Genomic DNA, 24,324 nt, shown 5'->3' with positions numbered 1-24,324 from the left:
TTAAAATGACTTTTTCTCTTTTTTACTATGTATTATGATTTATATATTGAAATTAAATTTTCCTTGGTATAGTGAAGTGAAACAGGTAAATTAAGAGCTTATATGCTAATTTACAAAATATTTATTAAGTGCTAAAATGAATTAAAATTAGATTTAGATTTAAACATATAAAAATAAAATAATCGGCATTATGTAACCAAGGAGGAAAACAAATGAAGAAGGCAGTTATAGTAGGTATTATTGTAGTAGTTGTAGCAGCAGTAGCTGGAGGAGTTTATTTTGCAAGTAGTAAAAGCAAGATTACAGATTCAACAAAACCAGCTGTTGTAACAAACAATGATAAAAACAAAACAGATCAGGTTAAGGGAGATAATGTAGATAAAAATGTTACTGCTCCTGATTTAAAAAATAATACAGCAAAACCAGTAGAAGTTAGTAATAATGCACCAGAAAAGGTAGCTCAAAATAACACAAATGCTGGACAAGCAGTTTCTACTAATAGTACTCAAAAACAAAATACTCAAATTAATAATAATAGCAATAATAATAACAATAATAGTAATGTACATCAAAGTGGTAATCAAAATCAAAGTGAACAAAGTACAAATAATAACACAGTAGCTAATAATAAAGCTAATAATACATCTAATGTAGTTACAAATAGTACAGAAGCAAGTAATAGAGTTATGAGCTATTATGCTGATAAATATCCTATGCTTAATACAAGTAGCTGGTCAACAGATGTAAGCAAAATGACTATGGATGGAAAAAGTGGTTATTTAGTAAAGGTTTATAATTACATGAATAATCATTCTAACAATATAGCTTGGGATTTTATTTTACCAGATGGAACTTTATATAGTGTAGGAACAGATGATAACAGCCTAACTAAGATTAACTAACTATTTATTTTAGGAGGAATTTTAATATGGATGGAAAACTAAAGACTATTATATTAGTAGCTTTATTAGTTATAATAGGGGGAGCTGCTATATATCAAACTGAAAAATCTAAGGAAGCTAGAGAAAAGGCATTAGCTATTCAAGAAGCTCAAGAAAAAGCAGCACAAGAAAAACCAGTTCAAAAATATGTACCGCAACCATCACAAGCAACAGAGGTAGTTGGAGCAACTAGTTATTCAAATGCAGAACTTTTAAATATAGCTAATGAAAATTATGCTGCATATATAAATAGTAACAATACTTATAATTTCCAAAGTGTTATAAGTAAATCAACAAATGGAAATGAACTTACAGCTACATTTGCAGCAACATGTAATGGAAATCCACAAAATATAACAATTGATTTCAAACAAGTTAATAATGTTGTAACAATAGTAGGTACATCAGCTTAATATATATTTTTAAAGACTTATTTCTAAGAAATAAGTCTTTTTTTTATTTAATTTTTGAAAAAAATTTATAAAGAGGTATATATATTTAGTAGAAATAAATTTCCAAATAAATACATTTTATACCTTGAAAACGAACATATGTTCGTATAAAATGTACTTATAAAGTAGGGGGAGTGGAATAAATGGGAAGTAAATTTAGAGAAATTTTATTAAAAGCTAAAAGTGGTGATATGAAGTCTACAGAGTATATTTTAGAAAAATATAACCCTCTTATTATAAAAAGAGCTATGAGTTATTTTATTAAGGGATATGAAACAGAAGATTTAATTCAGATAGCTAGAGTTACAGCACTTAATTCAATTGATAAATATAATTTTGAAAGTAAAAGTAGTTTTACAGCATATCTTGATGGAGCTATAAGAAATAATTTTAATAATATGATTAGGAATACCATGAGAAAAAGTTATGAAAGTAGTTTAGATGCACCCGTTGCAGATGGTATGTTTGCTTCAGATTTTATTTGTGATGATAATTTAACAGAAGAAATTGTTGAAAAAGAATTTATGCTAAAAGAACTTTTAACTGCTTTAGAGGAATTGAGTGCATATGATAGGGAACTTATTTTATTTTTATATTCAAAAAGTTCTGGAATGTTAACCAGATGGTCTAATTTGAAAGGAGAAAGTTATTCTAAAGTTAGAAGAAGGAGAGAAGAGATATTAGAAATACTTAGGGGAAAATTTGATATTAAATAAAATTTACAATTGATAATTATTATTTAACTATATGCTATGAATTCTACATTATTTTTAAAATTAAATAACATTAAAGAATAAAACTTTAATAAAATTTAAAAATAGTAGTTAAATGATTACATTATAGATATTAAATGTTTTTTTATTGAATTTTAATATAATGGTATAATCTTTTAAAGTATATTAATGATTTATTTAACAATATTTAATAAAATATTATTTTATTTAGACTTGAATATAGAAATTAATAAAGGAGATATAAAATTGATTTTAAGAGATGCACAAATGATAATGGTTGAAATGATGTTTGAAATAGATAAAATCTGTAAGAAACATAATATCGAATATTATTTAAGTGATGGAACTTTACTTGGAGCTATAAGGCATAAGGGGTTCATTCCTTGGGATGACGATTTAGATATTTCTATGACTAGAGATAATTATAAAAAGTTTGAGAAAGTAGCGCAAAGTGAGTTAGGAAGTAAATATTTTGTTCAAACAATTGATACCGAAAAAACATATGGTGTAAATGGTTGTCCAATGAAAATAAGACATAACAATAGCTTATTTAAAGAAAAGGGAAGAGATAAGGTTAACTATAATGAAGGAATATTTATAGATGTTTTTCCAATGGATAGGGTACCTAAAAGTAAGCTTATAACAAAACTTCAAAGAGTAATAGGACAAGGACTTATACAGGTTAAGGAAGAAACAAATAAGACTAACCCTATTAAAAAGTTTATTGAGTTTATTTTAAAACCTATAAATTATAAATATTTTCAAAGACTAATAAGAAGTACTATTTGGATAAATGAGAAGTTTGGAACTGATAAGTATACTTACGGGGTAGATACTTATTTTTATAATCAGTTTATTTATGAGGAGAAAAATCTATTTCCTTTAAAGGAAGCAGAATTTGAAGGTTATAAATTTTCAATACCTAATAATCCAGATATAATTTTGAAAAATCTATATGGTGATTATATGAGAATACCTTCTGTTGAAGAGAGACATACTCATGCAACACATATTGAAATTTATGAGGAGAGTAATAATGGCAGAGAAATCCTTATATAAAAATACTATTTTTAAGATAATACTTAATTTATTTAAAATAATCTTACCTGTTCTTATAGGACCATATGTAATGAGAGTTCTTGTTCCAGATCAAGTAGGTAGTTTAAATTATGCACAGAGCATATTTAACTATTTCTTTATGTTTGGGACATTTGGAATACTTCAGTATGGTGTAAGAGAAATTAGTAAGATTAAAAATGATAAAGAACAGCTTGAATCGAAATTCACATCGTTATTTATTATTACTTTAATTACTAATATAGTAGCTCTTATAATTTTTGTACTTATTTTATATTTTACAGTAAGAGGTACAGAAGTTTATTGGATTTGTATGATTTTAAATATTCAATTTATTTTTAATGCATTCCAGATAGATTGGATGAATGAGGCATTAGAGAATTTTGGATTTGTAACTATAAAAACAGTAGTAGTTAGACTAATTTACTTTTTAGCAATTATTTTACTAGTTAAAGGACCTGAAGATTTTAAAACTTATGTCTATTTAAATTCTTTAGCAACAGTTGCAACAAGCGTAATTAGTTTTATTTATATAAAAAGAAAAGTAAAATTTTCATTTAAGAATATTAAGATTTTAGAACATATATGGCCAATGATTTTAGTTGTTATACTATCAAATGCTAATGTTCTTTATACTCAATCAGATAGATATATGCTTGGATACTTTAGTGGAGCAGTTGTACTTAGCTACTATGTAGTAGGTCAAGGAATAATGTCAGTACTTAATACTTTTATGATGTCAGTAATTCAAGCAATAGCCCCTAGACTTCATGCTTATGTTGAAAAAGATGATAAAACAGAATACATAAACCTTTTAAATAAGGTTACTAAAATTTATTTTATGCTTATTTTCCCAGCAGTTATGGGAATGATACTATTTTCTTCAGAGCTTTTAAAACTTTATGCTGGAAGTCAGTATACAGAAGGTTTTGGAGTATTAGCTTGTTTTGGAATATATATGGTTACACTTGCTTTTGATGAAATTGCAGGAAACCAAGTTATTTATGTATATAAGCAAGAAAAGAAACAAGTAAAAATATTATTTATAGGTGGGATTATAAATGTAATTTTAAATGCACTACTTATAAAGTTTGGCTACTTTAGTGTTAATACTTCTATTTTAAGCACAGGTATAGCCAATATAGTAGTTATAATTTATCAATATTTATATATCAAAAATAAGCTAAAATTAAAAATTAATTTATATAGTAGGGAAATTTATAGATATTTATATGTTTCGCTCATATTTATCCCAGTAGTTTATATAATAAAGAAAATGATAGATGTACCATTTATACAGTTAATGATATCATCAATAATTTGTTCAGTTATTTATTTTGGGGTCTTATTTATTATAAAAGATGAAAGTTTCTTAGTTATAGTTAGACCTATTTTAGCCAGAGTAAAATCAAGATTAGGAAAATAACAACTTAAATTTTAATTGGAGAAATATATGAAAGAAGTTATAAACAATAAGATAAAAGAAGCTGTTATATTAGCAGCTGGAAATAGAAAAGATTTTGATAGGCCAGTTGGTTTTTTAGAAATTGAAGATTTTAAAGTCATTGAAAGAATAATAAAGATACTAAAACAAAATGGAATTGAAAAAATAGTTATAGTAACAGGGTATAAGTCAGAATATTTTGAGCAACTTAAGAGCTTTGATAATACAATTCGTATTGTTAAAAATGATTATTATAAATGGACAGGGAATATGGCATCTTTAGCGTTAGCAGAGAAAGAATTAGATGGAGACTTTCTTATCATAGAAAATGATTTAGTATTTGAAGATGTAGCAATTGAGAGAATTATAAATAGCAGTTATAAAGATTGTGTTTTAATTACTAATGAGTCAGGTTCAGGTGATGAAGCCTTTGTAGAAATAAGAGAAAATTATCTTTACAAGATATCAAAAGACATTCATCAATTTAATAAGATAGATGGAGAAATGATAGGTATAAGTAAGATTTCTAAAGAATTCTTTAAACTTATGTTAGAAGAGTTTTCCATGAATATGAATCCATATGTTAATTATGAATATATAATACTTGATATTTCAAGGGAGCATAAAGTTGGAGTAGAAAAAATTATTGATCTTGTTTGGGGAGAGATAGATAACAGGAATCAATATGAGATGCTTATAAAAAATATTATGCCAAGACTTAGAAGAAAAGAAATTTCTACAAGAATAGAAGAAGTTAAAAATGTTCTAATTAATAATCTTGATATAAAAAGAGATGAAATTAGCTTGGTTTATCCTATTGGAGGGATGACTAATAATAATTATAAAGCAAAAGTTAAAGAAAAAGAGTATGTTATTAGGATACCAGGAGCTGGAACAAATGAGATGATTGATAGAAAAAGCGAAGCTATTAATTCTAGCTTAGTTGCTAAAGCTGGAATTGATGCTGAAATATTATATTATGATGTCAATACAGGTACTAAAGTTTCAGCTATGATTGAAGGAGCTGAAACTATAAATCCAGCTATGGCAAAGATGCAAATAAATATGAAAAAGATAACTGATATTTTAAGAAGGTTACATAATTCTAATTTGGAAATGAAAAATGAATTTAATGTATTTCAGTATATTAAGGAATATGAATCTTTACTTAATAAATTGAATGGTAAATATTATGATGGATATTCAGAAGTTAGAGAAAAGGTAATGTCTTTAGAAACCATTCTTAAGAATAATGGTGCTTATTTAACACCTTGTCATTGTGATACTGTTCCAGAAAATTTTATTAAAGATAAGAATGGAAAAATGTATCTTATAGATTGGGAATATAGTGGCTTAAATGATCCGATGTGGGATTTAGCAGCTCATTCAATAGAATGTGAATTTTCACAAGAAGATGAAGAATTAATGCTTAAGATGTACTTTGAAGGCAAAGAGGATAAGAACTCTAAAAAGAGATTAGAAATTTATAAGATATGCCAAGATTTACTTTGGAGTATTTGGACAAGGATAAAGGAAGAACAAGGTGAAGAGTTTGGAACTTATGGTTTAGATAGATTTAATAGATGTAAAAAAGCTCTAAATAAGGTCTTAGGTGAAAATATATGAATAAAGAATTCTATTTAGGTATAGCTAAAGGAGCTACATCAGCTGCTGCATGGGGATTTTATACTGTTTTATCAGGAATATTACTTAGTATGGCTCCATTTATAGGAGATAAGCAAGTATTATTCCTAGCTCCATTTGTAAGTGTCTTTATTTATGATTCATTTTCTGCTATCTGGATTATAGCTTTTTTAGCAGTGAAATCAAATTTAAAAGATTTCTTTAAAGTGATAAAAACAAGGAGTAGTAAATTTGTTATTTTAGGAGCACTTATGGGGGGCCCTATTGGAATGACTGCTTACTATATGTCAATTAAATTTTTAGGAGCACCAACAACTGCTGCAATTTCATCTGTTTATCCAGCAGTTGGAGCCTTATTAGCCTCAATAATTTTAAAAGAAAAAATAACAAAAAAAGCTTGGACTGGTTTGGCAATTATGATTATAGCAATTATATTATTAGGATTTACAGGTGGAAAAGCTAGTTTTAATTTACTAGGAGTTATTTTTGTTATTATAAATGTTTTAGGTTGGGGAAGTGAGTGTGTTATTTGTGGATATGGAATGAAAGATGAAGAAATATCACCAGAGCATGCTCTTTTATTAAGGCAAATAACATCATCCTTAGTTTATGGAATAATTATAATACCTATTATTTCAGGAGTAGGTTTAGTATTAAAAGCTTTATCTAATTCACAAAGTATAGGAATGCTAATAGTTATGGCTCTTTCAGGTGCTATATCATATTTTTGCTATTATGCTGCGATACATCAAATTGGAGCAACTAAAGCAATGGTACTTAATATTGGATATTCTGTTTGGTCAATGATATTCTCATGGGCTATGTTAGGAACAAATATAAGTATAAAAATGTTAATATGCACTTTACTTATAATAGCAGGATCAATAATGGTATCAATGCCCAAAAAAGAGAAATTTAATCCTTAAAGTATATTACTTTAAATTTAAAAAAAATAAATTAATAAGCATTTTAAAATATGTAAAATAAATCAAATGTAACATTTCTTTAGTTATTTGTTAACCTTTAATTAATAAAATTTACATGTTATAATATGTTGTATTATTTTGAAAAGGAGAGAAATATGAAGAAAGAACTATATACATATAGGGACTTTTCTGAAACTATTAGTAGATGGTGGATTATTTTATTAATAGGCGTAATTTTAGGAGTACTTACTTCTTTATATATAGTTAAACCAAAGTATAAGGCAGAAGCAACAATACATATTCCGTATATAGAGTATTCTTCTGATTCTGCAAGAGAACTTGCTTTATATAAATTAAGATTAAATCAAATCGCAATTATAATGGATAGTAAAGCAGTTGATAAGGCGATGGACAATCTTGGACAGCCTGATATGAAGTCTAAAGTTAGTAAAAATTTAAATGTTCTTTTTAATATGAATAAAGGTGACATAAAATTAGTGTATTCATCAAATAATAAAGAGGAAGCTTTACCTACTGTACTTGCAGTTGCTAATGCGGGGATTTATTATATGAAATACTATCAGCCTAATACTATATTTGAATTAAATTATAATGTGAATGTTACAAAGAACTTTACAATGTCAGATAGAATAACATGTTCAATTATCGGAGCTTTAATAGGGTTTATAATAGCTTTTGGTTTTTCATTATTTATAGAAGTTATTTTAGAAGTAAGAAATAAATACTTTTAATTTGATAAAGAAATAGGAAATAAACAAATGATAAAAAACAGGAGGTATTTATGAATTATAAAGAAGACAGTATAGAGAATTATGATGAAGTAAATATAGCGGTTTATGATGAATTTAAAGTATCACATTTTTATTTATTTCTAAAAAGAAGCTTTGATATTATAGTAAGTTTAATTTCTATTTTAATTGTATGGCCACTGCTTTTAATTGTTTGTATAGCAGTTAGATTAGAAAGTAAGGGAAATCCTATTTATGTTCAAAAAAGATTAGGTGTTAATAATCATGAATTTAATATATATAAAGTAAGATCAATGGTTAATAATGCAGAAGCAAATGGTGCTAAATGGGCAGAAAAAAATGATGCTAGAATTACAAAGGTTGGTCATTTTATTAGAAAGACAAGACTTGATGAAATTCCTCAATTATTTAATATCTTAAAAGGAGATATGACAATAGTAGGACCAAGACCAGAAAGAGAAATCTTTTATAAAGAATTTGAAAAGACTATACCCAATTTTAGAGTTAGAGCTTTAATTAAACCAGGTCTCACAGGATATGCACAAGTTAATGGAGGGTATGATATAACTCCAAAGGAAAAATTAGATTTAGATCTTTATTATATGAAACATAGAGGGATAAAAATGGATTTAAAAATAATTTTTAAAACTATATTTATAGTATTTTCAGGAGAAGGTGCAAGATAAATTTAGTTTTAGCCCATGCAATATGTTTAAGAAAATAGAAGGAGGGCATTAATGATATATTATTTTATACTAATATCTCTCGCTGGATTAGCTTTTATAGACTTTATACAATCAGATAAATATGAAGATGGTACTAAAGCTTATAAATACAAACCATATTTATATTGGGTTGTAATTGCAGGACTTATTATTTTTGCTGGATGCAGATATTATACAGGACATGATTATTATTCATATGTAGAAGTTTTTAATAGAATAAGTCTAGGGATTAAAGTTACAAATATGGAGTGGGGATATCAGCAACTTAATTATATTTTAGGCTTTATATCAGATAATTCATGGATAGTATTTTTTGTAGTATCACTACTTACATTAGTGATAAAAGGTATTGCAATTCAGAAAGAAAGTAAATATATATTCTTCTCACTATTTATATGTTTTTGTCTATATTATTTGATAGGAGATATGGGGCAAATAAGAAGTACATTAGCTCAATCACTTGATTTAGCTGCAATAGTACTATTTATTAAAGGAAGAAAAGAATTTAATGTAGCTTCGTTAATACTTATATTATTAGGAAGCTTATTCCATATATCTTCTTTATGTGTCTTAGTAATATTTATAGTCGGTGCTAGAAAATATAAAGTAAGAACTTTTATCATTACATATATAGTCTTAACTATTTTAGGTCAGTTTTTAAATATGGCTATATTAGGAGAAATAGGTAAGCATGTAGGTGGATTTATAGGAGATAAATTATATGAATACACTTTAGGTAAAACTTTTGCTCAAAAAGTAGGACTTAGTTTTAATGTTATATTTGATTTCTTTATGCTTATTTTTATCTTATATATGAGAGAAAAATATGATCTTGCAAGTAGAAAATTTAACATATTATTTAATACTTATTTCATATCAATATGTTCATATGTATTATTAAATAATTATTTTGTATTTGCAGTAAGGTTTGCAAATTACTTTAGATTATCATTAATTTTATTAGTTCCTATGTTAGTTAGCAAGATTAATAATAAAAAAATAAGAATGTTTGTCTTAATGATATTTATTGGTATATTTGCAATGATGGTAGTCAGAATACTTATGGTCAATGCTGTATTCTACATTCCATATAGAATCAATTTATTTGGAAACATAATTGGAGGATAAAATGAAGAAAAAAAGATTAGCAATGATAGTGCCATCTTTATCTGATGGTGGAGCAGAAAAAGTTGCGGCTAATTTATCTATTATATACAAAGAACTTGGTTATGAAGTTTATATAATTCTTTATGAAAATAGGGTGAGTTTTGATTATGAAGGAGAAATAATAGACTTAAACATAGCAAGAAGGCAAGGAATAAACAAAATTTTTAAAGATTATGAAATATATTCTAAACTTAAAAAAGTAAAAAAAGAGTATAATTTTGATGTAGTAATCAGTCATCTTCCAAAGACTGATCTTATGAATTGCTTGACTAAGCAAAATGAAAAGGTAATTACTACTATTCATAATAATATAGATATAGATTATCCAACTTATATGAAAAAAATGCTTCCCTATATAATAAAAAAATCAGACCTTATTGCTTCAGTTTCTAAGGTTGGAGAAGATTATTTAAGAAATAATTATGGAGCTAGAAATGCTAAGACTATTTATAATCCTCAAATTCTTGATAATATACAAAATATATCTCTAGAGAAAGTTACGGAACTTCCTCTAGAGACTTTTGAAAATGAGGTTCTTATAAATATAGGTAGACTTAATGTTCAAAAAGGTCAATGGCATCTAATAAGAGCTTTTAAAAAAGTAGTTGAAATTAAGAATAATGCAAAGCTTCTCATTGTAGGAAGGGGAGAGCTTGAAGAAAGATTAAAAAATCTTGCTTTAAAGCTTGGTATAGAAAAGAATGTTATTTTTGTTGGGTTTAATAAAAATCCATATAAGTTTATAAAATATTCTGATTTATATGTAGGTACTTCTTTATATGAAGGTTTTGGAATGACTATAGTTGAAGCAATGTCATTAGGAGTTCCAGCTATATCAACTGATTGTATTTCTGGACCAAGGGAGATTATAGCACCAAGTCTATTTGGAAAAGAGATAAATTATTCTGATATTCAGGAATATGGAATGCTTATAGAGGATTTTGGCAATAATGATTCAATAGATGATACAAATATTAATGAATATGAAGAAAAGTTAGCAAAAGATATTATAAGACTTTTAGATGATAAGGATACTTATAATGAGTTATCTAAAAAATCAAAAGAAAGAAGTCAGGTATTTGATTATAAGAATATTAAAGAACTTTGGAAGAAGGAATTAGATTTATTATTAGGAGAAAAATAGATGGAAAAGATATTAGCAGTTGATTTATGTAATACTCTTTATGATTCTAATACAACTCAAGATTTTCTTAACTATAGTTTTGCAGAAGATAAAAAATATTTAAATATCAAAAGAAAAAATTCAAGTTTTATGTTTAAAGTTATTAATAAGTTTAGTAATAAGTTGTTTAAGTATGATATGAGCAGAGCTTTAATAACACAGATTCTTAAGGATAAAACAGATAAAGAAATAAGAGATTTAGTTGATAGATTTATAGATGATTTTTTATCAGAAAAAAAGATAGAAAAGACTCATTCTATAATAGAAGAGTATAAGAAAAAAGGATATAAAGTTATTATGATTTCTGCATCTTATGGATTTATTGCTGAAAGAATAGCAGAAAAATTGGATATAGATGGTGTGATATCTTCTAAAGCAGAGCTTGTGGATAATAAGTTCACAGGTAAGGTTGAGGAAGATATTTTATATACAAAATTCTTAAAGTTTAAGAATCAATTCTCAAAATATAATGAACTAGTTATGATTACTGATAATGAAACTGATTATAGTTTTGTTAAAGAAACTAAAAAGTCTTATATAGTTATTAATAAACATAATAAGGCCTTTTGGGAACAAAGAAAAGAAGAAAAATTTATATTTTTGGAGGATTAGGAGATGACAAAATATATAATTCCTTTTTTGTACACATTTTATACAAGAACTAAAGGAAATTCTAAAAAAGTAGCATATCTATTTACTTTTATAATACCAGTATTTTTATTTGCTTATGCAATGTTATATAAAAGTAATATATCACCAGTAACTATAGGAGTAGGAGTTATAGTAGCTCTTATAGGAACTATGTCTATATATGAAATTGGTTATATAAGAAATGATGTCTTTACTATAAAGACAGAAAAAAATCCAACATTGAGATTGAGTAAGGATGAACTCACCTATGTTGAAAAAAATATAACTACAATTTTAATTGTTAAATATATAATAGCAATTTTAAGTGTAATAATAATTTATTTCTTAAAGTTAGAATATATTCAATTTTTAATAGCTTTAGTATTAATAGAAATATTCTATTTTATGCATAATAAAGTTAGAGGAAGGCTATCTATATTAAGCTTCTTTATCCTTAGTACACTAAGATATATAACAGCCTTAATGATTTTCAAAGGAAATGTGCTTTTAACTATAGCTGTATTTATAGTAGCAATATCAATTCCTAGAACATTTGAAAAGGCTTCAGAAAAGAAGTTTAATATAAAATATCTTGCCTTTATGAGAGATGGAACAGTAGAACTTAATTTAGTTAGATTCTTATATTATATAGCTTTACTCATTAATGTATTAGCTGAATATATGATGCTCCATACAGGTATTATATTTATAATACTGACACTTTATTATTTAATTTACAGAGGCTTAATAGCCTTAGTTATTTTTATGAAGAGTAGAAGAGATTAGTTTAACAAAAGAAAAATTAACAAAAGAAGGGAGAGTAACAAATGAAGTTTTCAGTACTTATGTCTGTTTACTATAAAGAGGACCCAAAGTATTTGAAAGAAGCAATTGAAAGTATATTAAATCAAACTGTAATGCCAAGTGAAATAGTAATCATTAAAGATGGAAAACTTGGTGATAATTTAAATAATATTTTAGATCAGTTTGATAAAAATTATAAATCTCTATTCAAGTTTATAGAATTTGAGGAAAACCAAGGTCTGGGTATTGCGCTTAGAAGAGGCGTTGAAGAGTGTTCTTATGAAATAATAGCAAGAATGGATACTGATGATATAGCCGCTAAAAATAGATTTGAAAGAGAGCTTGCTATAATGCAAGAAAAAAACTTAGATATGGTTGGAAGTAATATTGTAGAGTTTGATGGTAATATCGAAAATATTATTTCTAAAAGAAATGTTCCAGATACAGATGAAAACATAAAATCATATGCTAAAAAGAGAAATCCTTTTAATCATATGACTGTTATGTATAAAAAATCAGCAGTTCTTAAAGCCGGAAATTATAAGAATTTTTTATGGTTTGAAGATTATAATTTATGGATAAGAATGATTATGAATGGAGCTAAAATGTACAATATTCAAGAAAATCTTGTATATGCGAGAACAGGAGCTAGTATGTTTGAGCGTAGAGGTGGAGTAAAGTACATAAAAAGAGAATATAAAATGCAAAAGGAAATGTTAAAGATTAAGTTTATTTCATATAAGGAATTTATATTTAATATTTTAACAAGAAGTGCAGTTAGAATAATGCCTAATAAACTTAGGGGATTTGTCTATATGAAAATGTTAAGATAATTTAAAAGATTATTTTAACCAGTAAACCTAGAATAGAAGCAGTAAGGATGGTTTTTATGGCAAATGAATCGTATTCTAATAACATGAAAAAAAACCTTATAACTCAAGCTGTAAAACTATTTATAACAGCTATAAATACAATATTATTTGCTAAAGTTCTTGGAGTTGAAAATAGAGGTCTGTATAGTTATATAGTTCTAATAATAGGTCTAGGCTATGACTATGGCCATTTTGGAATTAATATAGTTAGTTCTATATATTTAAAAGATAAGCGATTAGATAAGAAATCTGTATTTAATACTAATTTTAAATTCTTAATAATTAGTTCAGGTCTTATTTCTCTAGTATTGTTTATATTAAGAGTATTCAATATATTTCTACTTGGATACTCTATTATTACAGTTTTAGCAGGTGGATTATTGATAATAACAACAATGCTTAGTTATTACATAATCAATTGTTATATAGCAGAGGAAAAGCTTTATTATGTAAATAAGTTTATGATAATACAGGTGGTAGCTGAATTTATAATTAATATAATCATGATATTCTTAGGTAAGTTTACTATAGAGAGTATTATAGTGAATAGATTTATTACTTACTTTATTATGCTTATTGTTATTACATATAAGCTTAAGGCTAATACATCACACCATTATAGTTTTAATAAAGAATTTAATTTTAATATTTTAAAGATAGAGTTTTCTAATAGTATTGCAGCATATACAGCAGCAATATTAGTTTATTTAAATTATAGAGTAGATCAATTTATGATAAAGCCAGAACTTGGAATTGTACAACTTGGTATTTATACACTCGGAGTTAGTTTAGCAGAGATGGTGTTTTTAATACCTAATAGTATAGGGAGTGCTTTTCTTGGAAAACTTGTTAATTGTAACGAAGAAGAAAAGCATAAACTTACGGTAACTACTATGAAAATTAGTTTTTACTTAAGTTTAATAATAGTTATTGTAGGAGTTATAGGATCACCACTTATACCATTTATTTATGGTAAAGCTTATACAGAAGCTGTAGAAGTTACAATAATTCTTTTACTTGGAACTGTTGTAGCATCTTTTGGAAAAGTATTATCAAATGTTTATATGTCTAGAGGTCTTATGAAGGTAGAATTACTCTTTGGATTTCTAAGTTTTATTATTAATGTAGTATTAAATATATTTTTAATACCTAGACTTGGAATAATTGGCTCAGCAATAGCATCAACAATTGCTTATATTATTTATGGAGGCCTTTATTTAATTAAGTATTCTAGGGAGTGTAAAGAGGATATTTTTTCATTAATAAAAATAGAAAAAGAAGAGTTAATTTATATAAAAAGATATTTTAAAAAAAATTAATTTACACAAAAGAAAATTAATAAAGTTAAACTTTATGTTTAATTTAGAATTGGGAAAAGGAGACTTTTTATGGATAATGCAAAGAAGCCATCATTTAGAAAGAAAATTTGGATAACTGTTCTTGTATTAGTAGTAATACTAGGGGTTGGAGTTGCTGGAGGATACTTTGTTGTATCAAATTATCTTAATAAGGTAAATAGAGTTCAATTAAATGACAAAGATCTTGGAATAGATAGTCAAGTAGAAACAAAATTAGATAAATTTAAAGGTATAACAAATATAGCTATCTTCGGTATAGATGAGCCTAAAGGAACAGCAGGAAGATCAGATACTATAATGATAGCAACTATAGATACTAACAATAATACATTGAAGTTAACATCAATCATGAGAGACTCATATGTTAATATTCCAGGATATGGTATGAATAAGATTAATGCAGCTTATGCTTTTGGAGGACCTCAATTAGCTTTAAGAACAATTAATGAAGATTATCATATGAATATTAAATATTACGTTGCCGAGAACTTTACTTCTTTACCAAAACTTGTTAATATGTTAGGTGGGATTACTGTTAATATAAATGCAGATGAGATTAAAGCTATGAAGGCACCTTTATGGCAATTAAATCAAATTTATCACACTAATGTTCCATACATAGAACAAACTGGAGAACAACATTTAAATGGATTACAAGCTTTAGCTTATTGTAGAATAAGACACTATACAGGTGGAGATTATGCAAGAACATATAGACAAAGAGCTGTTATGCAACAATTATATACAAAGATAAAAGCTCTTCCTATGACAGAATATCCAAAATTATTAGATGAGATGTTACCAACAGTTCAAACTAATTTAAGTAATTCTGAAATAATTTCTTTAGGAACAGAGATCTTAAAGATGAATACAAGTACTATAAAACAAGCTAGATTACCTTTAAATAACGATAGTTATGGAAAGATAATTAATGGTGAATGGTTCTTAGTATTTGATCAAGCTAAAACAAATCAAGAATTATATAACTTTATATTTGAAAATAAAGATTTACCAAATGAAGAGTTTGATGATTAGTGTGATCTAAGAATAGGAGATAGGAGATTATTATGGGGAAAAAAATAAGAAAAGCTATTATTCCAGCAGCTGGTCTTGGAACTAGATTTCTTCCAGCTACAAAGGCTCAACCAAAGGAAATGCTTCCAATAGTTGATAAGCCAACAATTCAATATATAATTGAAGAAGCTATTGCTTCAGGGATAGAAGAAATACTTATAATTACAGGTAAAGGTAAGAAGTGTATAGAAGATCATTTTGATAAATCATTAGAACTTGAAATGCAACTTGAGCAATCAGGTAAAACTGAACTTTTACAAATGGTAAGAGAAATCTCAGATATGGTTGATATACATTTTATAAGACAAAAAGAGCCCAAAGGTCTTGGTCATGCTATAAGCTGTGCTAAAACTTTCGTTGGTAATGAACCTTTTGCTGTACTTTTAGGTGATGATATTGTTTATAATGATGAAAAACCTTGTTTAAAACAATTAATTGAATGTTTTGATGAGTACAATACAAGTGTACTTGGAGTTCAAACAGTTCCAGAAGAAGATGTTTCAAAATATGGAATAGTTGATGGGGTTCATATTGAAGATGGAGTTTATAAGGTAAGAAATCTTGTAGAAAAACCATCTAAAGAAGAGGCGCCAACAAACGTAGCTATTCTTGGAAGATATATAATAACTCCAACAATATTTGAAATATTAGAAAACACTAAGCCTGGTAAAGGTGGAGAAATTCAATTAACAGATGCTCTTTTAACTTTAATAGGCAATGAGGCTATGTATGCTTATAACTTTGAAGGTAAGAGATATGATGTTGGAGATAAACTTGGATTTTTAAAAGCAACAGTAGAGTATGCTTTAAGAAGAGATGATTTAAAAGATAGTTTTAAAGAATACTTAAAAACTATAGTGGAATAATTAATAGGAGTTATCTTAAATTAAGATAACTCCTTAATTCAAATATAAGTAAGAAAAAATAGATATACAATAAAATTAGTTATAATTGTAATAGAGAGAGGGGAAAAATATGAACGTTTTAGTAACTGGAGGAATGGGTTATATAGGAAGCCATACATGTGTGGAACTTTTAAATGAAGGACATAATGTAATAGTTATAGATGACCTTAGTAATAGTAAAGAACTTGTTAAGGATAGAATAAAGGAGATAACAGGTAAGGAAATTAAGTTTTATAAATACAATCTTCTTAATGCTAGTGATGTTGAAAAAGTTTTTGAAGAAAATAAAATTGATTCAGTAATTCATTTTGCGGCTTTTAAAGCTGTTGGAGAATCAACACAAAAACCTTTAGAATATTATCACAATAATATAACAAGTACATTAGTATTACTTCAAATTATGAGAAAGTTTGGAGTAAAGAATTTTGTATTTAGTTCATCAGCAACTGTTTATGGACAAAGTAAGATAATTCCTATACATGAAGGATGTGAGCTTTCAGCTACTAATCCTTATGGAGCTACAAAGCTTATGATAGAAGATATTTTAAGGGATTTATATAAATCAGATAGTAGCTGGAATATAGCTCTTTTAAGATACTTTAATCCAGTTGGGGCTCATGAAAGTGGATTAATAGGTGAAGACCCAAGTGGAATACCAAATAATTTAATGCCTTATATAACAAAGGTTGCTATTGGTGAACTAAAAGAACTTAGTGTATTTGGAAATGATTATGATACTAAGGATGGTACAGGAGTAAGAGATTATATCCATGTAGTTGACCTTGCTATTGGACATATAAAAGCTTTAGATAAATTAAATGAAAACTCAGGACTTGTTACTTATAATCTTGGAACAGGAAATGGATATTCAGTATTAGAACTTGTAGAAGCATTTTCTAAAGCGAGTGGTAGTCCATTACCATATAAAATAGTTGATAGAAGACCTGGAGATGTAGCTGTATGTTATGCAGATCCAAAGAAAGCTAATGAAGAGCTTGGTTGGTTTGCTACAAGAAATCTTGATGATATGTGTAGAGATTCATGGAATTGGCAAAGTAAAAATCCAAAAGGATATAATTAAAAATTATATTTATATATGAAAGAAAGCTATCTTTTTTAGATAGCTTTTTTATTTACTGTACTTTATTTTATATTATAGTGAATTATATTTATAAGAATTATATTTAGTTATTACTAAAAAATATATTATAACGTGTAGTATAGCAAATAAGGGAACTATTAAGGATAACCATTTAATGACTATGTCTATTAATTGACATAGTCATATATTGAGGGTAGAATTATTTTTAGATAAGGCATAGTAGAGCTAGGTAAATAGTATTTTGAGTATTTATTTAGCTAAACTATTTTAAAGGAGATGTAAATCAAATGAAGAATAAATTATCTTCAAGGGAATTTAATTTTGTTTTGGTTCTTGCTATAGCTCTTGGAGTTCGTCAATTGTCAATGAGTATTATAGTTCCTTTTGTTTCTACTTATACACAAAGTTTAGTTTATGGAACTTTAGCACTTGGAGGAGTTGCTTTAGGAATTTTTAGTTTAAGTCAGGGAATATTTCAAATACCTTTTGGAAATTTAGCTGATAAAATAGGAAGTAAGAAAGTTATTTTAATTGGACTTGGACTTTTAATTTTAGGCTTACTATTAGCTTGTATTTCTAATAATGCTTATGTGTATCTTTTATCAAGGGTATTGCAAGGTAGTGGAGCTATAACATCAGCAGCTTATGCTTGGGTTTCACAAAAAGTTGAAAAGGATAAAATAGCAGATTCTATGAGTTTAATAGGAACTGTACAAGGAATTGCTTATATTTTAGCTTTAGGGGGAGGACCTCTAATTATTAGCTTTATAGATGTAAAGGATCTTTATATAGCTTCAACAATACTTGTAAGTATAGTCTTTTTAAGTGTTTTAGTATTTTTAAAATCAGATGAGTCACAAAAGATAGAAAAGAAAAAAGAATCAGTTAAAACTGAATCTACTAAAGCTTATCTAAAAGCTTTAATAGCAAATAAATCTTTTATAGGGCTTATTTTATTAGCTTTTGTAACTCCTTTTATAGGAATGTCTGGATTTTTTATAATTCCAAATCATTTAGATAAAACTATAGGTCAAAGTAGACTTTGGGAAGTATTAACTCCATCTGTTTTACTTGCTATAGTGTTTATGAAGATTTCTATGAAATTTGTTAAAAAAGGCTTTGCAAAACAAATTATTATAATATCTTGTACTAGCTTATTTATAGGAGTAATAATATTATTTATAAATGGAAATATATTTGTTTCATTAATTAAGTCAATATTTATATTCACAGGTTATACTATTTTATCAACATTAATACCAACAGTAGTAAATCAAATGATTAATTCTGAATTTACAGGAGCAGTAAATGGGTTTATAAATGCTTTCATATATATAGGAAGTTTTTTAGGAGCAGTTTTAACAGGAGTGCTTTGGAAAAGTCATAGTAATATTGCTTTGATTATAATATTTATTTTAAGTATTATAGCTTTAGGTATAGCACTTTTAGGAGTATCAAAAAATAAAACTCAAGTTTTAAATTAATGATATAATTAAGATTATATTTATTTATGAGGTAGAGTTTATGAAAAATGAGATTTCTTTTGATATACCTAGTTTTTCTATAGAAAATTCCTTAACTTTAAGTAAGGATGAAGAAAAACTTTTAAAGATATTTGTACGATTTGTAAATGTAGAAGAGAATTTTATAAAATTTAAATTAAGTAAATTAAGCAAAGCTTTAGATTTAGATAATGAGAAATTAGTGAAAGTTTTAAAGGATTTTAGTAAGAGAGTTTTAACAGTGACAACTTCTGCGGGGAGTATATTATATCTAAGTATAATTTCTTCTATAGAAATTAATGAGAAATATGATTTTGTTAATATAAAATATGAAGAGGCCATTGAAGGCTTATTTGAAAAAATAAAGTTGGTTTTTGAAAAATATAATGCAAGTAGGATTTTAAACTTAAAAGGAAAGTATTCATGGAAGATATATTCTCTTTTAAAAGAGTTAGATTTAGAAAAAGAATATTATGTTTCTATAGATTATTTAAGAGAAGCTTTTGATTTAAGAGAAAGATATAAATTATATGCTGATTTAAAACGGAAGGTTATACTTTATACAGAAAATGAATTTAAAGAAAGTAGTGATATATACTTTACTTTTACAGAAAAGAAGCAGGATAAAAAAACTATAGGTTTATATATACAAGCACATCAAAATCCTAATTTTAAAAATGAAGCTTTAGGATTAGATAAAATAGATATTTCAGATATTTTATTTTAATTAAGATTTATATTTTTATATTAAGGATATACTAAATTATTTTAGTATGTCCTTTTTTGTTTTGCTTGATATAAAGATATAAATAATGGGAAAGATTAAAATAAGAAGATATATTCTTAAGTAGTCAAAGTTTAAGAATTGACAACTAAGGTAAAAGTATTTAATATAAAGTTTTGAGAAGAGTTGTACAAAGTGTAAATTTTGTAAATAAAGTATGTTTTGTAAAGCTGTTTTCAAAGAAGAAAATTAAAACAAAAGAGGGAACATACCTAAAGAGGAGGAATTTCTATTAACGTTAAGAGTGCATCGAAGGGAGTTTTAGTACTTACATTTACTAATATACTCTCAAAGATATTATCATTAATTTATATTCCACTATTAATTAGAAATATAGGTGGAATAGGATATGGAAATTATTATTCAGCATATAATGTATATACATTTGTTTATATGGTTACTATAGCAGGATCATCAAGTGCTATACCAAAACTTATTTCAGAATATAGTCAAAGTGGTCATGAAAAAGATGCTATGGCAAGTTTTAAAATGGGAAGAAACTTTCTTTTTGTAATGGGATTAATAATGACAGTGTTATTAGTAGTTCTAACAAAACCAATAGTTGATTTCACAGGATTTAATAATAGTTATTTAGCTATTCTATTTTTAGCACCTGCTATAATTATTACAGCTATAGGTAGCGCATATAGAGGATATTTTCAAGGAAGAAATAATTTAGTTCCTCTTGGAATATCACAATTTATAGAACAAGTACTTAATACTATTTGTAGTTTAGTATTTTCATACATATTTATGAAACATAGTCTTGGACTAGGGGTTGCTGGTGGGGCAATAGGTACAGCAATAGGTGCTTTAGCTTCATTAATATACTTAAAATATAAATATATTATAGATATAAGAGGTAGAAGAGGAGTAAAATCCTTACCAAGAAAACATCATAATAAATATATAGTTTCTTATATATTTAAATATTCAGTACCTCTTCTAATATCAGCATTAATACTTTATGCAGGAAGTAACCTAATAGATCAAGCAGTTATAAATAATTCATTAAGAAGTATTGGATATAGTGAAGCAAAAGTCAGTGGATTATATGGAGACTTTGGTAAGTATATGCAACTTATAAATGTTCCAATGATTATTATAAGTTCACTTGCACTTTCAGTATTCCCATTAATAGCTAGAGAAAATGTTTCTGAAGATAAGACAAATCTTAGAGTAGCTATAAATAAGCTTGTTAAAATAGGATTTATAATAGCTTTACCTTCAGCAATAGGATTATCAGTATTAAGTTCATCAGTATTTAGAGCTATATTTGGAACTAGCCAAATGGGTGGATCAAAGATTATGCTTTATGGAGCTTATGTATTTATATTCTCAGCAATTTACCAATTAAGTAACACAATGCTTAATAGTTTAGGTAAGGTAACTGAAGGAGCGGTAACTTCATTTATAAGTGTTGCTATAAGAGTTATTTGTAGTTATATATTTATAAGAATATCAGTTATAAATATATATGGTGCAATAATTGGGCTTTTAGTTTCAAACTTTGTAGCTATGGTTATAAATATGTTTATAATAGAAAAGCATATGCAAGCTAGAGAATCAACATTAAAGAGTATAGTAAAACCAACAATTGCTGCAGTAATTATGGGAATTGTTGTATACTTTATAAATCTAGGATTACAAATGACACTAGTATCTGTAGCAGGATATATTGGTAATGTAATATCTCTTATGATAACAGGATATATAGGTGCTATAGTTTACTTACAAGTGATGGTAAGAATAAAGGGAATAACAAAAGAAGATATGGATATATTCCCAGCAAAATTAAGAAGATTATTCTTAATAAGAAATTTAGCTTAATATTGTAGATTAAGAAAAAAGAGATGTCAGTAAGACATCTCTTTTTTTGCTTTTAAAAAGTAAAGGACTTTATATTTAGTAGCTAGTTTATAGTTTATTGAAATTATAATTGAGTATCTAAAATTTAATTAATAAATATCGTAATATTTCAACTGAATAATTTAGGAATATATTTCTATATAAGGATTTTTATTTGTTAATTTTAAAAGAAATTGAAATTTAATCGTAATAGATTATTAATTATAAAACATTTACTTTGAAATATTTACATAAATAATTTGGTTTTTATAAAATTTAGTATTTTTACAGAAAAAGATAAATATATACAGAATATAGCCTAATTGTTAAATGGATGTTGAATAAATCTCTTATTTTGTAAAAAATATTTTATTATTTACTGAAAATTGCAACTTTTTTAATATATTTTGGAATTTGATATAAATAATTGCTTTAAAATATAATAATTTTAGATTTACAAAAGACGGAGGAAAGGACAATGAATAGAAAATTTTTAACTAGTTTAATAAGTATAGCAGCTATAGGAGCAACAGTTGGAGCTGGTAGTGCAGCAAACTCCAATATACATAAAAATATTAATCATAATAATGTTAAAAATGTAATATTACTTTCAAATCACGAAAACAACAATAACAATAATGCTAATAGCAATAGTAATTCTAACTCTAACAGTAATACTAATGCTACTAAGTATAAAGTTGGAATAACTACAGCATTTATAGGTATACCTCAACAAGATAATGGATTTGCAGCTGATCCTAATTTTAATCCAAATGGATTTGCGTCACCTTTAAATAAGAAATTATATGAATATGAAAGTGTACCTGCTAATCAAAATGCAGCTATGGATGAAGCTATAACACTTCATGGAGGAAATCCAGAAGATACATGTGTATTCTTCCAATCATCTGCTTTAAGAGCCATTGGAGTTCCAGTACCAGATAGTATAGGATATACTTTAGATTTAGAAAGGTTTTTAGGCAATAATGGATGGCAAAGAGAAACAGACTTTAATTACATTCAAAAGGGTGATATCTGTTTTGCAGGACCATATCATACATTCTTATTTATGGGATGGAAGGATAAAGCAAAAGGTATTGCTTATGTAATGGGAGACGAAGCTTATGTTTCAGGTCAAAGTTATAGAAATAGAAATTTAGATGGTCAATCAGCAAATGCAAGTGATGGATGGAATAATCAATATCAAGCAACATGCTATTGGAAATATACAGGTAATTATACAGGCAAAACAGTACAAAATGCAGCAAGTGAAAAGTTTATAGGTAGAGTAGCAGTACAATCACCAGTAGGTTTATGGATGAATAGTGCACCAAGTATACACAGTAATCAATTACAATGTATTGGAGATAATATAATATTAAATGTTATAGCACAAAAGAATGGTTGGTATGAAGTTTATTATAATGGACAAACAGGTTGGGTAGATGGACAATACACAACAGTATTAGCAAATGCACAAGAAAATAATAATAAAGTTGTACAAAGCCAAAATATTTCTGGAAGTTCTAATTATATAGGAACTACAACTACTACTGCACTTGAAGGATTAGATTTAAATTATAGTCCATCATTTGATTCAGGTGCTATAACAACAATACCTTATGATACAACATTACAAGTATTTGCTCAAAATAATAATGGTTGGTATAAAGTTTATTACAATGGAAATTATGGATGGATATATGCAGAAGATACAAATGAATTAACACCTTCTCAATCAGGTTCAACTGGAAATACATCATCAAATAATAATTCTAAGGTTTTAGGACAAGTAACAGTAACATCACCAATAGGATTATGGATGAATAACGGGCCATCAACAACTAGTGGAAATATAGTATGCTTAAATTATAATACTACAGTAAATGTAATTGGACAAAAGAATGGATGGTATGAAATTCAATATAATGGACAAACAGGTTGGATAGATGGAGAATATACAACAGGATTAAATCAACAAAATCAAGCTCCATCACAAAAACAAGTAAATAATAAGACTTTTACAACAACAAGTGTTAATGGAACTGTACAAATTACAGCAGGATCTGGATTATATATGAATAAAAAGCCATTTGTTAATGATGGAAATATATTAATTATACCTAATGGAACTAAACTTCATACAACAGAAAAAAGTTCAACAGGTTGGTATAAAGTAAGTTATAAAGGTCAAACAGGATGGATCGGTGGAGCACCATATTCTAAGTTTATACCAGCAAGTAATCAACAAAAACCATCAAATCCAAGTAAGAAAGGAAGTACTCCACAAAAACAAGATCAAAAAGGAAGTACTACTAAAGTATTAGGACAAATAACAGTAACATCACCAATAGGATTATGGATGAATAATGGGCCATCAAC

At 26.6% G+C, this 24,324-nt stretch carries 22 protein-coding genes; all 22 read left to right on the top strand.

The genetic code is table 11. The features are described 5' to 3' along the window. Positions 1 to 212: 212 nt before the first annotated feature. The gene (locus BN8917_RS13385) at positions 213 to 902 is read left to right on the top strand and encodes a hypothetical protein (protein WP_066875172.1); all 690 of its coding nucleotides are present in this window, start codon (positions 213 to 215) and stop codon (positions 900 to 902) included. Positions 903 to 928: 26 nt separating this feature from the next. Further along, complete coding sequence (locus BN8917_RS13380) at positions 929 to 1,354, top strand: hypothetical protein (RefSeq protein WP_066875170.1); 426 nt, start codon at positions 929 to 931, stop codon at positions 1,352 to 1,354. Positions 1,355 to 1,536: 182 nt separating this feature from the next. Then, entirely contained in the window at positions 1,537 to 2,109 is a 573-nt protein-coding gene (locus BN8917_RS13375) for a sigma-70 family RNA polymerase sigma factor (RefSeq protein ID WP_066875169.1), read from the top strand. 264 nt (positions 2,110 to 2,373) lie between these two features. Continuing rightward, complete coding sequence (locus BN8917_RS13370; RefSeq protein WP_159426754.1) at positions 2,374 to 3,186, top strand: LicD family protein; 813 nt, start codon at positions 2,374 to 2,376, stop codon at positions 3,184 to 3,186. Continuing rightward, positions 3,164 to 4,630, top strand: coding sequence for an oligosaccharide flippase family protein (locus BN8917_RS13365; protein ID WP_066875167.1), 1,467 nt, complete (start codon positions 3,164 to 3,166; stop codon positions 4,628 to 4,630). Before BN8917_RS13370 ends, BN8917_RS13365 begins: the two co-directional genes overlap by 23 nt. A gap of 27 nt (positions 4,631 to 4,657) precedes the next feature. After that, positions 4,658 to 6,274, top strand: coding sequence for a phosphotransferase (locus BN8917_RS13360; RefSeq protein WP_066875164.1), 1,617 nt, complete (start codon positions 4,658 to 4,660; stop codon positions 6,272 to 6,274). After that, complete coding sequence (locus BN8917_RS13355; protein WP_066875162.1) at positions 6,271 to 7,218, top strand: DMT family transporter; 948 nt, start codon at positions 6,271 to 6,273, stop codon at positions 7,216 to 7,218. The genes BN8917_RS13360 and BN8917_RS13355 overlap by 4 nt, the downstream gene beginning before the upstream one ends. 155 nt (positions 7,219 to 7,373) lie before the next feature. Further along, a complete protein-coding gene (locus BN8917_RS13350) occupies positions 7,374 to 7,970 on the top strand; it encodes a YveK family protein (protein WP_066875160.1) in 597 nt (198 codons plus the stop codon). Positions 7,971 to 8,020: 50 nt separating this feature from the next. Then, positions 8,021 to 8,674 carry a sugar transferase gene (locus tag BN8917_RS13345; protein ID WP_066875158.1) on the top strand — a complete coding sequence of 218 codons (654 nt, stop codon included), beginning with the start codon at positions 8,021 to 8,023 and terminating at the stop codon, positions 8,672 to 8,674. A gap of 51 nt (positions 8,675 to 8,725) precedes the next feature. Further along, the gene (locus BN8917_RS13340; protein ID WP_066875156.1) at positions 8,726 to 9,841 is read left to right on the top strand and encodes an EpsG family protein; all 1,116 of its coding nucleotides are present in this window, start codon (positions 8,726 to 8,728) and stop codon (positions 9,839 to 9,841) included. Between the two features lies 1 nt (position 9,842). Beyond that, a complete protein-coding gene (locus BN8917_RS13335) occupies positions 9,843 to 11,024 on the top strand; it encodes a glycosyltransferase (RefSeq protein WP_066875154.1) in 1,182 nt (393 codons plus the stop codon). Then, a complete protein-coding gene (locus tag BN8917_RS13330; RefSeq protein ID WP_066875152.1) occupies positions 11,025 to 11,675 on the top strand; it encodes an HAD family hydrolase in 651 nt (216 codons plus the stop codon). Between the two features lie 3 nt (positions 11,676 to 11,678). Further along, entirely contained in the window at positions 11,679 to 12,479 is an 801-nt protein-coding gene (locus tag BN8917_RS13325; protein WP_066875150.1) for a hypothetical protein, read from the top strand. A gap of 41 nt (positions 12,480 to 12,520) precedes the next feature. Then, on the top strand, positions 12,521 to 13,330 hold the full coding sequence (locus tag BN8917_RS13320; RefSeq protein WP_066875148.1) for a glycosyltransferase: 810 nt from the start codon (positions 12,521 to 12,523) through the stop codon (positions 13,328 to 13,330). Between the two features lie 56 nt (positions 13,331 to 13,386). After that, a complete protein-coding gene (locus BN8917_RS13315) occupies positions 13,387 to 14,688 on the top strand; it encodes an MATE family efflux transporter (RefSeq protein WP_066875146.1) in 1,302 nt (433 codons plus the stop codon). A 69-nt stretch (positions 14,689 to 14,757) separates the two neighbouring features. Continuing rightward, positions 14,758 to 15,762: an LCP family protein gene (locus tag BN8917_RS13310; protein ID WP_066875143.1), complete on the top strand. Its 1,005-nt coding sequence runs from the start codon at positions 14,758 to 14,760 to the stop codon at positions 15,760 to 15,762. A 32-nt stretch (positions 15,763 to 15,794) separates the two neighbouring features. Then, on the top strand, positions 15,795 to 16,667 hold the full coding sequence (galU, locus tag BN8917_RS13305) for a UTP--glucose-1-phosphate uridylyltransferase GalU (RefSeq protein ID WP_066875141.1): 873 nt from the start codon (positions 15,795 to 15,797) through the stop codon (positions 16,665 to 16,667). A gap of 109 nt (positions 16,668 to 16,776) precedes the next feature. Beyond that, positions 16,777 to 17,787 carry a UDP-glucose 4-epimerase GalE gene (galE, locus tag BN8917_RS13300; RefSeq protein ID WP_066875140.1) on the top strand — a complete coding sequence of 337 codons (1,011 nt, stop codon included), beginning with the start codon at positions 16,777 to 16,779 and terminating at the stop codon, positions 17,785 to 17,787. 308 nt (positions 17,788 to 18,095) lie between these two features. Further along, a complete protein-coding gene (locus BN8917_RS13295; RefSeq protein ID WP_066875138.1) occupies positions 18,096 to 19,292 on the top strand; it encodes an MFS transporter in 1,197 nt (398 codons plus the stop codon). Positions 19,293 to 19,332: 40 nt separating this feature from the next. Next, the gene (locus BN8917_RS13290; protein ID WP_066875135.1) at positions 19,333 to 20,037 is read left to right on the top strand and encodes a replication initiation protein; all 705 of its coding nucleotides are present in this window, start codon (positions 19,333 to 19,335) and stop codon (positions 20,035 to 20,037) included. Between the two features lie 282 nt (positions 20,038 to 20,319). Continuing rightward, positions 20,320 to 21,924, top strand: coding sequence for a putative polysaccharide biosynthesis protein (locus BN8917_RS13285; protein ID WP_321220970.1), 1,605 nt, complete (start codon positions 20,320 to 20,322; stop codon positions 21,922 to 21,924). 496 nt (positions 21,925 to 22,420) lie between these two features. After that, positions 22,421 to 24,324, top strand: a 1,904-nt coding sequence (locus tag BN8917_RS13280; protein ID WP_147590192.1) for an SH3 domain-containing protein, incomplete at its 3' end; no start/stop codon positions are given.

It is taken from the genome of Clostridium mediterraneense, assembly GCF_900091705.1.
Classification (GTDB): Bacteria; Bacillota; Clostridia; order Clostridiales; family Clostridiaceae; genus Sarcina; species Sarcina mediterraneense.
The sequence above is the reverse complement of the archived record's forward strand: the minus strand, read 5'-3'. Positions and strand labels throughout refer to the sequence as shown.